Below are 14,281 nucleotides of genomic sequence, written 5' to 3'. Positions count from 1 at the left end.
GCTCACGCAATCCCTCTCTGCGGCACCACAATGCGTCGCCCATGAGGGCCGTGCCCCCGGTCGCCCACGAGGTCCGGCGGGCCCCCATCCCATCCCGAGGAGCACACCATGCCCGGAGTCGGCATCTGGCGCACCAAGTCCGTCGAACAGTCCATCGCGGACACCGACGAACCCGGTTCGCGGTTGCGGCGGCAGCTGACCGCCAAGGACCTGACCGTGTTCGGCGTCGCCGTGGTGATCGGCGCCGGCATCTTCACCCTCACCGCGCGCACCGCGGGCAACGTCGCGGGCCCGTCGATCTCGCTGGCCTTCGTGCTCGCCGCGATCACGTGCGGCCTCGCGGCCCTGTGCTACGCGGAGTTCGCGTCGACCGTCCCCGTCGCCGGAAGCGCCTACACCTTCTCGTACGCGACCTTCGGTGAGTTCGCCGCCTGGATCATCGGCTGGGACCTCATCCTCGAGTTCGCGCTCGCCTCCGCCGTCGTCGCCAAGGGCTGGTCGCTGTATCTCGGCGGCATGCTCGGCGGCACCGCACACACCACGATGCACCTCGGGCCGCTCGCGGTCGACTGGGGCGCGTTGCTCATCGTCGGCGCGATCACGGTCGTGCTCGCCGTCGGCACCAAGATGTCCTCGCGTGTGTCGGCCGTCGTCACCGCCGTCAAGGTCGCCGTCGTCGTGCTGGTCATCGCGGTCGGCGTCTTCTACATCGACAAGAGCAACTACTCGCCCTACATTCCGCCGGCGGAGGGCGCGCAGGGCACCGCGAGCGGCGTGCACCAGTCGCTGTTCTCGGCGCTCACCGGGGCCGACGGCAGCAGTTACGGGTGGTACGGCCTGCTCGCCGCCGCGAGCCTGGTGTTCTTCGCCTTCATCGGCTTCGACGTGGTCGCCACCACCGCGGAGGAGACGAAGAACCCGCAGAAGTCGCTGCCGCGCGGCATCTTCGCCTCGCTCGCCATCGTCACGGTCCTCTACGTCGGCGTGACGCTGGTGCTGACCGGCATGGTGAAGTACACCGACCTGCGGACGGGCAGCGCACTCGTCGGCGACGGCAGTGCCACCCTGGCCACCGCGTTCGAGGCTCACGGCATCACGTGGGCGCAGACGGCGATCAACATCGGCGGCCTCGCCGGCCTCACCACCGTCGTGATGGTGATGATGCTCGGCCAGACTCGCGTGCTGTTCGCGATGTCCCGGGACGGGCTGATGCCGCGGCGGCTGGCCACGACGGGCCGCAAGGGCACCCCGGTACGCATCACCCTGCTGGTCGGCAGCATCGTCGCCGTCCTCGCCGCGGTGTTCCCGATGGGTGTGCTCGAGGAGATGGTCAACATCGGCACCCTGTTCGCCTTCGTGCTGGTGTGCATCGGTGTGATGGTGCTCCGCCGCACCCGCCCCGACCTGCCGCGTGGGTTCCGGGTTCCGCTCGTGCCCCTGGTGCCGATTCTTGCGGTCCTCGCGTGCGGCTGGCTGATGCTCAACCTGTCCGTCGAGACGTGGCTGCGGTTCGGGGCCTGGATGGCCCTGGGCGTGGTGGTCTACGCCGTCTACGGCCGCCGCACGTCGGTGCTCGGGCAGCGACTCCGGGCCGAGGCGGCCCGGCGGGCCGAGGCCTCGCACGCCGCCCGCGAGCCCCAGCCGGTGTAGCGCGGCCCCGGACCCGGCCCCGCGGCGACCGCTGCGGGGCCGCGACCGTGCGACGGGTCGACGCCCCGGCGGCCACCCCGGGGCCCGCCCGGCCGGGCGGATCCCGTCACCTGGTCGCGGTCGTCAGCGGGGGAGGTCGCGCTGTGCGAGGATCGCGGGTCCCATCCAGCGTCGGAGGTATCGCCGCAGGTCGTCGTCGCTCCGCGGGGGATCGTCGGGGGAGACGAAGAAGGACTGCATCGTGCGCAGCACGTACTCGACGAGCTCGCGCAGGGCCGCCTCGTCGTATCCGTAGCGCGCCCAATCGACGTCGAAGCGCTCGATCATCGTCATCCCGAATTCCTGCGCCTCGTCGGACGTGAGGCCGTCGGGACGGACGTTCGAATACGTGCCGGTGAGCAGGAGGCCCAGATGTGGCGTGCGCCGAACCTCGGAGAGGGTGTAGACGACGCCTTCCGTCATCGCGTCCACGGGGTCCGCGAGGCCGTCGATGTGCCGGGCGAGGCGATCGAGGAATCCGTCGACCGACGCGATAGCCGCGGCCCGCATCAGCGCATCCGCGCTGGGGAAGTAGCGGTAGACCGTCTGGCGGATGACACCCAGCGATTCCGCGACCTCGGCCAGGCTGATGACGGAACCCGTCCGGCCGATCAGATCGACTGCGGCGGAAACGATTCGGCGAGACGCTTCGTCGTCGTTCTCCGGGGGGCTGCCGCCCCAACCGCGTCGTCGTGCCACTGCTCGCTTCCTCGGATCGGGCCGCATCGGGACCGGCGAATCCCCCTCGGGTGGGGTCCTGTCGACCGTCCGCTCGAACGACCGACGGTAGCACGGGGGCGGTACCTCGCCCGCGCCACCGACCGTGTAACACGTTCTCATCATACGTAGGCTGCGTTATATGTATGATCGCTGCGCCGGGGCTTCGGAGCCGTCGCGGGGCCGCCGGACCAGCCCATTCCCGCAAGACGAGGTGCAACGCCCGTGACCGACCTGCAGATCCGAAGAATGAACTTCGCGTTCGAGGAAGACGACGTGCCGTTCCTGTGGAACGAGGAGAACCCGGCCTTCTCGAGCATGGCGAACGCGGTCTCGTTCCTGGCGATCGGCTTCGAGAAGATGATCGTGAAGATGATCCTCCAAGCCAAGCCGCTGATCACCGACCCCGACGTCGCCGCGGAGGCGGACGCGTTCATGCGTCAGGAAGGCCAGCACTCGACGGCACACCGGCAGCATGTCAAGGCCCTGATCGTGCGGTACCCCGGGCTCCGGGAAACCCTCGACGCCGTCATCGGGGAATTCGACCGGCTCACCGCACAGACGTCGCTGAACTACCGGCTCGCCTACACCGCAGATCTCGAGGCAACCTTCACGCCGGTGTTCAAGTTGATGCTCGACAACGAGGCCACCCTGTTCCGGCCCGGCGACGACCGGGTGGCGTCGCTGTTCATCTGGCACTTCGTCGAGGAGGTCGAACACCGGAGTTCGGCGCTCGTCGTCTTCGACTCCGTCGTCGGCTCCGACATCTACCGGATGCGCGTGGCCCCCTCGGTCTTCCGTCATGTGCTGCACGTCATCCGGCTCGCCTGCCAGGGCTTCAACGACCATGTTCCGTTGGAGGATCGCAGGATCGACGCGCTGTCGATGTTCGCGTCGTACCGGCGCGCCCAGCGCCTGCGCAGGTGGTTGCCCCTCCTGCGCGCGCAGGACCACGGCCCGATGCCACGCGCCTTCGACGATCTGCCGCTCGCCGAGCAACTCGTCGCGCTGGCGGGAGTGGTGCGCAGCCAGTTGCCGAAGCACGATCCGACCCACGAGAAGTTGCCGGCACTCGCGGACGTGTGGTTCCGGCGCTACGAGGACGGCTACGACGTCACGCGCTGGTACACCGCCGACGCGGTCGCCTCGTAGGGAGCCGCCTCGATGACCGACCTGTGCTCACCCACCTTCGCCGAACTCGCCGCGTCCCTGGGCTTCTCGTGCCAGGAGGCCGGTGGCCTCGTCGAGGTCCGCAACCCCTCGGCCCTGGAGAACTGGACCCTTCCCGTTCTCGAGGTCACCATCGTGCTCGGCGCGGTGCTCGCGCTCGTGCTCGCCGTCGTGCGCCTGCGCCGCCACGGCGACCCCACCACTCTGGTGCTCTGGTTCGGTGCCACCGCCTACCTGTTCGTCATCGAACCTCCGCTGTACTTCCCGGCTGCCTTCGGCATCGAGGAGCACGTGGACACGATGTTCGCCCACAACGTGTTCACCGTGGAATTCCTGTGGGGCCGGCTCCCGCTCTACATCGTCGCGATCTACCCGCTGATGGCCACGCTGGCGTTCGAGATCGTCAGAATGCTGGGGGTGTTCCGCCGCCACGGAGTTCTCGTCGGGGCCGTGTGCGTGGGATTCGTGCACCACGCGTTCTACGAGATCTTCGACCATCTCGGACCCCAGTTGCGCTGGTGGCACTGGGCGGTGACGAATCCGATCAACCAACCCCTGTTCGATGCGGTCCCGCTCCCGAGCGTGGTGGTGTTCGCCGCGCTCTGGCCGATGTCGCTGGCGCTGTGCGTGCAGTTCTTCGTCGGTCGCCACGTCGACCGCGGCCGACACTTCTCCGGTCTCGAGCTGGTGTGGCGCACCGTCGTGATCGGCCTGCTGGCGTCACTGGGCACGTTCGTTCTCCCGCTCCCGGCGACCGTCCTGGGCATGGGCAGTACCACGGTCCGGGCGGTGGTCTACGCGGTGGAACTGGCCGTCGTCACCGTCGTCGGGGTCGTGGTGCTCGTTCGCCGCTGGGTGTGCCTGCGACGGGGCGAGCCGGCGGTTCCCGCGTACACGAACCGATTCGTCCAGGTCTACAGCGTGGTGTATCTCGTCGTCATGGCGTTCCTGTGGGTCACCGCGCTGCCTGAGTTCTTCCGTGCCGTCGACGGCGTGACGAGCACCGGCGACCCGGTGGGCAACCTGTGGTACGCGCTGGCGTGCTTCGTCGTCGCGGCACTGTGCGTGGCCGCCACGCTGACCGTGCCGCAGGGCACGAGCGACACCACGCCCGCCCACGCGCGGGCGCCTGCCGCATAGCGGATCCGCGTACCCCGCAGGTACGAGGGGCCGCAGACACGAGTCCACCCGCCTCGCGGAACGCAAGGCGGGTGGACTCGTGACGAACGACGTGCGGAATCGACTCAGCAGTCGTAGTACAGCTGGAACTCGTACGGGTGCGGCCGCAGGTTGACCGGGGCGATCTCCTGCTCGCGCTTGAGCGAGATCCAGGTCTCGATCAGGTCGGAGGTGAACACGCCGCCTTCGGTGAGGTACTCGTGGTCGCGCTCGAGGTTGTCGATCACGGTCGCGAGGCTGGTCGGGGCCTGCGGGATGTTCCGGGCCTCCTCCGGCGGGAGCTCGTAGAGGTCCTTGTCGACCGGCGCCATCGGCTCGATCTTGTTCTTGATGCCGTCCAGACCGGCGAGCATCTGCGCCGCGAACGACAGGTACGGGTTGCCCGAGGCGTCCGGCGCGCGGAACTCGAGGCGCTTGGCCTTCGGGTTGTTGCCGGTGATCGGGATGCGGACCGCGGCGGAGCGGTTGCGCTGGCTGTAGACCAGGTTGATCGGGGCCTCGTAGCCGGGCACGAGGCGGTGGTACGAGTTGATCGTGGGGTTGGTGAACGCCAGCAGCGACGGCGCGTGGTGCAGGATGCCGCCGATGTACCAGCGCGCCAGGTCCGACAGGCCCGCGTAACCGGCCTCGTCGTGGAACAGCGGCTTGCCTTCCTTCCACAGCGACTGGTGCACGTGCATGCCCGAGCCGTTGTCGCCGAACAGCGGCTTCGGCATGAAGGTCACCGACTTGCCGTGCTTCCACGCGGTGTTCTTGACGATGTACTTGAACAGCTGCAGGTCGTCGGCCGCGCCGAGCAGGGTGTTGAACTTGTAGTTGATCTCGGCCTGACCGGCGGTACCGACCTCGTGGTGGCCGCGCTCGAGTTCGAAGCCGGCGTTCTGCAGGTTGGTGGAGATCTCGTCGCGCAGGTCCACATAGTGGTCGTACGGCGCGACGGGGAAGTAGCCGCCCTTGGGGCGGACCTTGTAGCCGAGGTTCGGCGAGCCGTCGGCGTTGGCCTCGACGCCGGTGTTCCACGCGCCGGAGACCGAGTCGATCTCGTAGAACGCGCCGTTCATCTGCGAGTCGTAGCGGATCGAGTCGAAGATGTAGAACTCGGCCTCGGCACCGAAGAACGCGGTGTCGGCGATGCCGGTGCTGGCCAGGTACTCCTCGGCCTTACGGGCGACGTTGCGCGGGTCGCGGCTGTAGGACTCGCGAGTGAACGGGTCGTGGACGAAGAAGTTGACGTTGAGCGTCTTGGCGGCGCGGAAGGGGTCGATGCGCGCGGTGGTCACGTCCGGCAGCAGCATCATGTCCGACTCGTGGATGGACTGGAAGCCGCGGACGGAGGAACCGTCGAACGCCAGGCCGTCCTCGAACACGTCCTTGGTGAACGCAGCCGCGGGGATCGAGAAGTGCTGCTGGATGCCGGGGAGGTCGCTGAACCGGACATCGACGTACTCGACGTTTTCGTCCTCGATGTACTTGATGACCTCTTCGGCCGAGGTGAACGCCACGCTTGTGCTCCTTCAGTCAATGCGCGCCATGGGGATGGGGCGTCTGCGTCGGATACAGACCGTATTGAGCTGGTGTTGCCCGACCATCAATCCCATGTTTCACCGATGTTACAGCTCGTCTTCCGGTGTCGTGAGGACTGCATTTGTGGTAGAAGTCACCGGCGGGCACGTGGGTCGGGCCGGTCCGTCCGTTGCACCCTATCCTGGACACCATGGCACGCATGACCGGCAGCTGGCTCTCCGGACCCGCTGCGGCGATCCCCAAGGGGCAGGACAAGGCCCAGGACTACCGCGGGCAGCTGCTCGGACTACCCGCGAGCGGGCGCGGTGCGCTCGCCGGTACCGGCCGGCGCGCGAGCGCGCTGGCGATCGACTGGCTCACCTCCGTCGGCATCGCAACCGCGATCGTGGGGGAGCGGCCCTTCGAGAATCCCCAGCTGTCCACCTACACCCTGCTCGTGTGGTTCGTGGTCGGGGTGCTCACGGTGACGCTGTTCTCGTTCACGCCGGGCCAGTATCTGGTCGGCCTGCAGGTCGCCCGGGTCGACGCGCCGGTGCGGGTGGGACTGATTCGCGCCCTGGCGCGGCAGCTGCTGCTCGTGTTCATCGCGCCGGCCGTCGTCACCGACGTCGACGGCCGCGGCCTGCAGGACCGGGCGACCGGCACGGCGCTCGTGCGGTCCCGCTGACGCGTCCGTCCCCGAAACGTCGAACGGGAGCCTGCACCGGGTAGGTGCAGGCTCCCGTCGTCGGGACGGACCTCAGCGCCGGCGCATGGTGCGCTGCACGCTGCGCATCTTCGCACCGGCGGGCATCGGACCCTTCGGGAGCGCGGCGCCGGACTTCTTCGTGCTCAGGGCGGCCAGCCGGCCCTCGATCGCGTCCATCCGCTTGGTGTCGATGTTGCGCGGCAGTTTCGACAGGTGCTTCTGCAGCTGTGACAGCGGGACCTGACCCTCGTCGTTGCCGACCACGATGTCGTAGATCGGCGTGTCGCCCACGAGGCGCGCGACTCGCTTCTTCTCCTGTGCGAGAAGGGCTTTCACGCGCTGCGGGGCTCCCTCGGCCACCAGGATCACGCCCGGGCGGCCGATGACGCGGTGCACGGCGTCGAGTTGCGTGGTGCCGGCCACCGCATGCGTGACGCGCCAGGAGCCCTGCAGGTTGTCCAGCGCCCACGCCGCCGCACCGGCCTGGCCCTCGGCCTTGCCGTACACCGTCTTCTGCACCCGGCGACCGAAGATGACGAACGCGAGCAGCACGCCCACGAGCAGGCCGACCGGCAGAAGGAACCACTCGATACCGAAGATCAGCCCGATCAGGAAGAACACCAGGGTGGAGACGACGATCGCACCGATCATCCACGGCAGCAGCAGCTTGTCTTCCTTGCGCTGCAGCTGGAACGCCTGCCAGAGCTGGGTTCGCCGCTCCTTCGACGCCTGCTTGCGCGCGGCCTTCGCTGCGGCCTTCGCTTCCTTGTCGGGTTTGCTGCCTCTCGCCATAGCACCCAGGATACTTTCCCCGCGGTGTCCTTCTCGCCACCGCGGGTCCGGTGCGGCTACGAGGTCAGACGCGCCAGCACGGAGCTGGCTTCCTGGGCCGCCGTGCCCCCCTCGGCCAGGTGCGCCTGTGCGGCGGGCAGCTCGCGGCCGTGGTGTGCCATCGCCTGCGCGTACAGGCGCCCCGCGCGGTACGACGACCGGACCAGCGGCCCGGCCATCACGCCGGCGAATCCGATCTCCTCGGCGGTCTTCGAGTGCGCCACGAACTCCTCGGGCTTGACCCAGCGCTCGACGGGATGGTGCCGCGGCGACGGGCGCAGGTACTGGGTGATGGTGACGATGTCGCAGCCGGCGGCGTGCAGGTCGTGCAGCGCCTCGGTGACCTCCTCCGGCGTCTCGCCCATGCCGAGGATCAGATTGGACTTGGTCACCAGCCCGAACTCGCGGGCCGCGGTGATCACGTCCAGCGACCGCTGGTAGCGGAACGCCGGGCGGATGCGCTTGAAGATCCGGGGCACGGTCTCGACATTGTGCGCGAGCACCTCGGGACGCGATTCGAAGACCTCGGTGAGCAGCTCCGGCTTGCCGTTGAAGTCGGGGATGAGATTCTCGACGCCGGTGCCCGGGTTGAGCTCGTGGATCTGCCGCACGGTCTCGGCGTAGAGCCACGCACCGCCGTCGGGCAGGTCGTCGCGGGCGACACCGGTGATCGTGGAGTACCGCAGGCCCATGGCCTGCACGGACTCGGCGACCCGGCGCGGCTCGTCGCGGTCGAGCTCGGCGGGCTTACCGGTGTCGATCTGACAGAAATCGCATCGACGGGTGCACTGCTCGCCACCGATGAGGAACGTCGCCTCCCGATCCTCCCAGCATTCGTAGATGTTGGGACAACCGGCCTCCTCGCAGACCGTGTGCAGGCCTTCGCGCCGCACCAGTCCCTTCAGCTCGGAGTACTCCGGGCCCATCTTCGCCCGGGTCCTGATCCAGTTCGGCTTACGTTCGATCGGCGTCTGTGCGTTTCGGGTCTCGATCCGCAGCAGCTTGCGTCCTTCTGGGGCCACAGTCACGGACCCGATCCTACGCCCGACGGTACGGACCGGGCTCACCCCGGGGCGGGCCCCCGGAGGCGCCGCTCAGCCGTACCGCACCGTGGTGAACTCCGGGCGCGGGGTCTGCGGCGGCTCGGCACCGACAGCCTGTTCGAACGTCACCCGTTCGATGTCGTGGTCCGTCACCGGCAGGCGGCCGTCGAGCGCGTCGATCACCGCCGCCGTCACCGCCGGCATCACCTCGGCGACGGTGACGTCCCGGCCGAGCTCACCGGTGAGCGAGGTGACGCCCGCGTCGCGGATGCCGCACGGCACGATCGAGTCGAACGCGTCCAGGGTGGCGTCGCAGTTGAGGGAGAACCCGTGCATCGTCACCCCGCGCTGCACCCGCACCCCGATCGCGGCGACCTTGCGCTCGGGCAGCCAGTGCCCGTCGCGCAGCTCGGCCGGCAGCCACACCCCCGAGCGGCCCTCCACGCGGCCGCACGTGAGCCCGAGGTCGGTACAGACCTCGATCAGTGCCTGCTCGAGACGTCGCACGTAGCCGACGACGTCGATGGGTTCGCCGAGCCGGATGATCGGGTAGCCCACCAGCTGTCCGGGTCCGTGCCAGGTGATCTTGCCGCCGCGGTCGACGTCGATCACCGGCGTGCCGTCCGTGGGGCGGTCCTCCGGGTCGGTGCGCTTGCCGGCGGTGTACACGGGCGGATGCTCGAGCAGCAGCAGGGTGTCGACACCGCGGCCCTCGGCCCGGTCGGCGGCGATCTCCCGTTGCCGCTCCCACGCTTCCAGATAACCGATCAGCCCCAGATGCGCCACCGCGACGGGTTCGGAATCGAAACGGGCGGAGGAAGATGCGCTGCTCATAGTCCTCGACCCTACGCCGTCGGAGAGCCGTCGCGAAGAGGTGGCTTCAGGTTCCGAGCGTGTGTGCCAGGGCGGCTCCGATCGTCGGATACCGGAACTCGAAGCCCGCCGACTCGAGGACCGCCGGCAACGCGCGCTGCCCGGTGAGCACCAGGGCGTGCGCCATCTCCCCGACGACCGCGCCGACCACGAATCCGGGCGTCGTCCACGGCGCCGGGCGGTGCACCGAATGCGCCAGCGCTTCCGTGAACCGGGCGTTGGTCACGGGAGCGGGGCCGGTGACGTCGACCGGACCGGCGATATCGCCGCGGCCGAGGACGAAGCCCAGCGCCGCCACCACGTCCTCGAGCGCCACCCACGACATGTACTGCCGGCCGTCACCGAGCCGGGAACCGAGGCCGAGCCGGAAGAGCGGATGGAGGCGGCGCAGGATGCCGCCGTGCGGGCTGAGAACGATCCCGATGCGGAGGACGATCGTGCGCACCCCGGCGGCGCGTGCGGGCGCGGTGGCGGCCTCCCAGTCGCGGCACAGGTCCGCGACGAACCCCCGCCCGGCGGGGCTGCGTTCGTCCACCACGTCCTCGCCGGTGTTCCCGTAGACGCCGACGGCGCCCGCATTGACCAGCGTCGGCACCCCGGCGGAGGCGGCGGCGGTGGCGAGGACGTCGGTCGGGACGATCCGGCTGTCGCGCAGTTCCTGCTTGACCGCGCCGGACCAGCGACGCTCGTCCATTCTCGAGCCGCACAGATTCACCACGGCGTCGACGCGGTCGAGCGCCGCGGGATCGACCCGGCCCGTCGGCGGGTCCCAGAACCATTCGTCCGGCGCTGCCGGCGGACGGCGGACGAGGCGACGCACCTCGTGCTCGTGCGCTCGCAACCATGCCACCGAGGCCGTTCCGATCAGCCCCGACGAGCCCGCCACGAGGATGCGCATGCCGGTGATTGTCCCGCATTCGCAGAGGCCGGGACGCGGAAGCGGGGGCCTCGTCGGTGTGACGATGCCCCCGCTTCCCGGTCCGGTGAGTGCCGGGCTACACCCGGTGGATCACAAGCCCAGATCGGCGTCGAACGCCGCTTCCTCGAGACGGTGCTTGATCGTGGTGAGGAACCGGCCCGCGTCCGCACCGTCGATCAGCCGGTGGTCGTAGGTCAGCGGCAGGTAGCACATCGACCGGACACCGATCGACTCGTTGCCCACCTCGTCGGTGACGACCACCGGTCGCTTGACGATTGCGCCGGTGCCCAGCATCGCCGCCTGCGGCGGCACCAGGATCGGCGTGTCGAACAGGGCGCCCTGGCTGCCGATGTTCGTGATCGTGAAGGTGCCGCCGGCCAGCTCGTCCGGCTTCAGGCCACCGCTGCGCGCCCGCTTGGCGATGTCCGCGATCGCGCGGGCCAGGCCGGCCAGCGACAGGTCGCCGGCGTTGTGGATCACCGGGGAGAGCAGACCCTGCTCGGTGTCCACGGCGATGCCGAGGTGCTCGGCGGCGTGGTAGGTGATCTCCTTCTTGTCCTCGTCGTAGGAGGCGTTGATGTTCGGATGCGCCTTGAGGGCCTCGACGACGGCCTTTGCGAAGAAGGGCAGGAAGGTGAGGTTGACGCCCTCACGTTCGGCGAAGGTCGCCTTCGCCTGCGACCGCAGATGCGCGATCTTGGTGACATCGACCTCGAAGGTCTGGGTGAGCTGTGCGGTGGTCTGCAGGGACTCGCGCGTCTTGATCGCGGTGATCTGGCGGATCCGGTTGACCTTCTGCGTGGTGCCGCGCAGGTGGGCGAGCTCGGGCCGGACGCCGGCGGTCGTGGCCGGAGCGGCGGCCGGAGCCTTGGCGGCGGGAGCCTTCGGGGCCTCGGCAGCGGGGGCCTTCGCGGCCTCGGCGGCGGCGAGCACGTCCTGCTTGCGGATGCGTCCGCCGACTCCGGTGCCGGACACCTTCGACAGGTCGACGTCGTGCTCGGCGGCGAGCTTGCGGACGAGGGGCGTGACATACGGCGTGGCGCCACCCGGGGTCTCCGCGGCAGCGGGCGCCGGGGCGGGCGCCGGAGCGGCCTGCTTCGCGGGCTCCGGGGCGGGCTGCTTCGCGGGCTCGGGGGCCGCCTGCTTCGCCGGCTCGGGCTCGGGCTCGGGCTTCGGTTCCGGCTTCGGTTCCGGCTTCGGTTCGGGCTTCGACGGCGCCGCGGCCGGGGTTCCCGACCCGATCACCGCGAGCTGTCCGCCGACCTCGACGGTCTCGTCCTCGTCGGCGTTGATTTCGAGGAGCACACCGGCCACGGGGGACGGGATCTCCGTGTCGACCTTGTCCGTGGACACCTCGAGCAGGGGCTCGTCTACCGCGACCTCGTCTCCGACAGACTTCAGCCACCGGGTGACGGTGCCTTCGGTCACGGACTCACCGAGCGCCGGCATGGTGACCGGGGTGCCTTCGGCGGAGCCGGTGTCGGAACCGGACGAAGCCGGCGCCGGCTCGGGTTCCGGCTCGGGCTCGGGTTCGGGCTCGGGGGTGGACTGCTCCTCGGGCGCCGCCTCCTCCGACGGGGCGGCAGTGGGAGCGGTCGACGATCCTCCGTCGTCGGCGGAGTCACCGATCACCGCCAGCTCACCGCCGATCTCGATCGTCTCGTCCTCCTGGGCGACGATCTTCACCAGCACACCGGCCGCGGGCGAGGGGATCTCGGTGTCGACCTTGTCCGTGGAAACTTCGAGCAGCGGCTCGTCGACTTCGACCGTGTCTCCTTCCTGCTTGAGCCATCGCGTGACAGTTCCCTCGGTGACGCTCTCACCAAGCGCTGGCATCTGGACGGAGAAGGCCATGTCTGTTGACTCCTCGACGGTTGTATTCGGGTGTGTTGAGTTGTGCCGACCGATGGTCGCGGACCATTGTGTGGTCGCTGACCATTGTGCTCGAGGCCACGGTCTCGTGCGGTGTCTTGCGGTGTTCGGTTGAGACCACACCCGATGCCGGGTATGACCTCGACCATCCTTGCACTGATCCCTCGGCGGCGTTCGACGAGGGTTGGGTCGCGTGCGCCCGCGCGTCCCCGCAACCCGGCAGGGACGCGCGGGACGGATCACCCGTTGTTCGCGATGTCCTCGATGACGGCGATGAGGGTGCGCACCGGGACGCCGGTGCCGCCCTTGCCGACATAGCCGAACGGGCTCCCGGTGTTGAAGGCCGGCCCGGCGATGTCGATGTGGGCCCACTGCACACCCTCGGCGACGAACTCCTGCAGGTACAGGCCGGCGGCGAGCATCCCGCCCCAGCGATGCGGCGTGACGTTGGCCAGGTCGGCGACCCGGGACTTCAGGTCCGCGCGCAGTTCGGCCGGCAGCGGCATCGCCCACCCGTTCTCCCCCACCTCCTGCGAGAGCCGGGCGACGCGGTCCCGGAACTCGTCGGTGCCCATGACGCCGGGCGTCCGCGTCCCCAGCGCGACCATCTGCGCGCCGGTGAGCGTCGCGGTGTCGATCAGGTAGTCGGGCTCGTCCTCGCAGGCGCGGACGATGGCGTCGGCCAGGATGAGACGGCCCTCGGCGTCCGTGTTGATCACCTCGACGGTGGTGCCGCCGTACTGGGTCAGCACGTCGCCGGGTCGCTGTGCCGTCGCGGACGGCATGTTCTCGGCCATCGGTACCGTCGCGGTCACGTCCGCCGCCACGCCGAGCTTCGCGGCGAGCACGACCGTCGCGACCACCGCCGCCGCACCCCCCATGTCGGACGTCATGTTCTCCATTCCGGCGGCCGGCTTGATGGAGATGCCGCCGGTGTCGAACGTGATGCCCTTGCCGACGAGCGCGACCTTCGGAGCCTTCCGCTTCTTCGCCGAGTAGCTCAGGCGCACGAGCCGCGGCGGACGCGACGATCCCTTGCCGACCCCGACGATGCCGCCGTAACCCTGCTGCTCGAGCGCCTTCTCGTCCAGCACCTCGACCTTCAACCCGGCGGCGGTGCCGAGCGCCTTCGCGCGCTCGGCGAACTCGGCCGGGAACAGGTGACTCGGCGGGGTGTCGACGAACCGGCGGGCGGTGGCGACCGCCTCGGCGACGGCGACCGACCGGGCCAGCTCCGCCTTGGCCTCTCGGGCGCGGGGCGACGAGACGAGCAGTTCGATCCGGGCCGGCGGCTGCGCGTCGCCGGAGTTCGACTTGGTGGTGCGGAACTCGGTGAACGTGTAGGCGCCGAGCGCGAAGCCCTCTGCGGTTGCGCCGAGATCCACGGCGGACAGGGTCGTCGCGACCACGGGGACGCCGGCGAGGGCGCGCGCCGCAGCGCCGGCGGAGCGGCGCACCTGCTCGGCGTCGAGCTTGTCGGCGGCGCCGAGCCCGACGGCGAGGACGCTGGTGACCGGCAGGGCGGCGGGCGCGGGGATCCGGGTGACCTCCTCGGCTCTGCCCTCGGCGCCGACGGACTGCAGGGCGTCGAGCAGTCCGCCGAGGACGTCCTCGTCCACCAGGCCGTCGCCGAGCAGGGCCTCGGGGCCGCCGTCGCCGGCGGTCAGCCCGACGACGAGGACGTCCGCGCGCTTGGACACGCTTCCGGCGAGAACGAGTTCGGGAAGGGTGGGCGAAAGGGCACTCACAGGCGTCTCCTAGGGGGGAAGGGGGTCG

Annotated in this window: 12 protein-coding genes; 4 read left to right on the top strand and 8 right to left on the bottom strand. The window is 69.7% G+C overall.

Features of this window, described 5'->3' with window-relative positions; translation table 11 throughout:
* Positions 1–108: 108 nt before the first annotated feature.
* On the top strand, positions 109–1,650 hold the full coding sequence (locus tag QNA09_RS13365) for an amino acid permease (protein ID WP_010594319.1): 1,542 nt from the start codon (positions 109–111) through the stop codon (positions 1,648–1,650).
* 123 nt (positions 1,651–1,773) lie between these two features.
* Here the strand turns inward: QNA09_RS13365 and QNA09_RS13360 are convergent, their stop codons facing one another.
* Positions 1,774–2,388 (bottom strand): TetR/AcrR family transcriptional regulator, encoded by a 615-nt coding sequence (locus tag QNA09_RS13360; protein WP_040275251.1) that lies wholly within the window; start codon positions 2,386–2,388, stop codon positions 1,774–1,776.
* 243 nt (positions 2,389–2,631) lie between these two features.
* Here QNA09_RS13360 and QNA09_RS13355 point away from each other — a divergent pair, with 243 nt between their 5' ends.
* Together QNA09_RS13355 and QNA09_RS13350 are read left to right on the top strand one after the other, a co-directional pair.
* On the top strand, positions 2,632–3,558 hold the full coding sequence (locus QNA09_RS13355; RefSeq protein ID WP_040275252.1) for a metal-dependent hydrolase: 927 nt from the start codon (positions 2,632–2,634) through the stop codon (positions 3,556–3,558).
* A 12-nt stretch (positions 3,559–3,570) separates the two neighbouring features.
* Positions 3,571–4,716 (top strand): hypothetical protein, encoded by a 1,146-nt coding sequence (locus QNA09_RS13350; protein ID WP_017680359.1) that lies wholly within the window; start codon positions 3,571–3,573, stop codon positions 4,714–4,716.
* A 104-nt stretch (positions 4,717–4,820) separates the two neighbouring features.
* Here QNA09_RS13350 and glnA read toward each other — a convergent pair whose 3' ends face one another.
* Positions 4,821–6,257: a type I glutamate--ammonia ligase gene (gene glnA / locus QNA09_RS13345; RefSeq protein ID WP_010594323.1), complete on the bottom strand. Its 1,437-nt coding sequence runs from the start codon at positions 6,255–6,257 to the stop codon at positions 4,821–4,823.
* 212 nt (positions 6,258–6,469) lie between these two features.
* On the opposite strand from glnA, the gene QNA09_RS13340 reads away from it, so the two are divergent.
* Positions 6,470–6,946 (top strand): RDD family protein, encoded by a 477-nt coding sequence (locus QNA09_RS13340; RefSeq protein ID WP_026137663.1) that lies wholly within the window; start codon positions 6,470–6,472, stop codon positions 6,944–6,946.
* Positions 6,947–7,018: 72 nt separating this feature from the next.
* On the opposite strand, the gene QNA09_RS13335 is transcribed toward QNA09_RS13340, so the two are convergent.
* The 6 genes from QNA09_RS13335 to QNA09_RS13310 all read right to left on the bottom strand — a co-directional run bounded on the left by QNA09_RS13335 (position 7,019) and on the right by QNA09_RS13310 (position 14,253).
* The gene (locus QNA09_RS13335) at positions 7,019–7,759 is read right to left on the bottom strand and encodes a DUF4191 domain-containing protein (protein WP_010594325.1); all 741 of its coding nucleotides are present in this window, start codon (positions 7,757–7,759) and stop codon (positions 7,019–7,021) included.
* Between the two features lie 56 nt (positions 7,760–7,815).
* Positions 7,816–8,826 carry a lipoyl synthase gene (gene lipA / locus QNA09_RS13330; RefSeq protein ID WP_026137664.1) on the bottom strand — a complete coding sequence of 337 codons (1,011 nt, stop codon included), beginning with the start codon at positions 8,824–8,826 and terminating at the stop codon, positions 7,816–7,818.
* Between the two features lie 66 nt (positions 8,827–8,892).
* Positions 8,893–9,675, bottom strand: coding sequence for a lipoyl(octanoyl) transferase LipB (gene lipB, locus QNA09_RS13325; RefSeq protein WP_017680361.1), 783 nt, complete (start codon positions 9,673–9,675; stop codon positions 8,893–8,895).
* Positions 9,676–9,721: 46 nt separating this feature from the next.
* Positions 9,722–10,612 carry a TIGR01777 family oxidoreductase gene (locus tag QNA09_RS13320; RefSeq protein ID WP_017680362.1) on the bottom strand — a complete coding sequence of 297 codons (891 nt, stop codon included), beginning with the start codon at positions 10,610–10,612 and terminating at the stop codon, positions 9,722–9,724.
* A gap of 111 nt (positions 10,613–10,723) precedes the next feature.
* Complete coding sequence (sucB, locus tag QNA09_RS13315; protein WP_017680363.1) at positions 10,724–12,487, bottom strand: 2-oxoglutarate dehydrogenase, E2 component, dihydrolipoamide succinyltransferase; 1,764 nt, start codon at positions 12,485–12,487, stop codon at positions 10,724–10,726.
* 257 nt (positions 12,488–12,744) lie between these two features.
* The gene (locus QNA09_RS13310) at positions 12,745–14,253 is read right to left on the bottom strand and encodes a leucyl aminopeptidase (RefSeq protein WP_119699852.1); all 1,509 of its coding nucleotides are present in this window, start codon (positions 14,251–14,253) and stop codon (positions 12,745–12,747) included.
* Positions 14,254–14,281 lie beyond the last annotated feature (28 nt).

It is taken from the genome of Rhodococcus sp. AH-ZY2, assembly GCF_030916465.1.
Taxonomy (GTDB): Bacteria; Actinomycetota; Actinomycetes; order Mycobacteriales; family Mycobacteriaceae; genus Rhodococcus; species Rhodococcus ruber.
The sequence above is the reverse complement of the archived record's forward strand: the minus strand, read 5'-3'. Positions and strand labels throughout refer to the sequence as shown.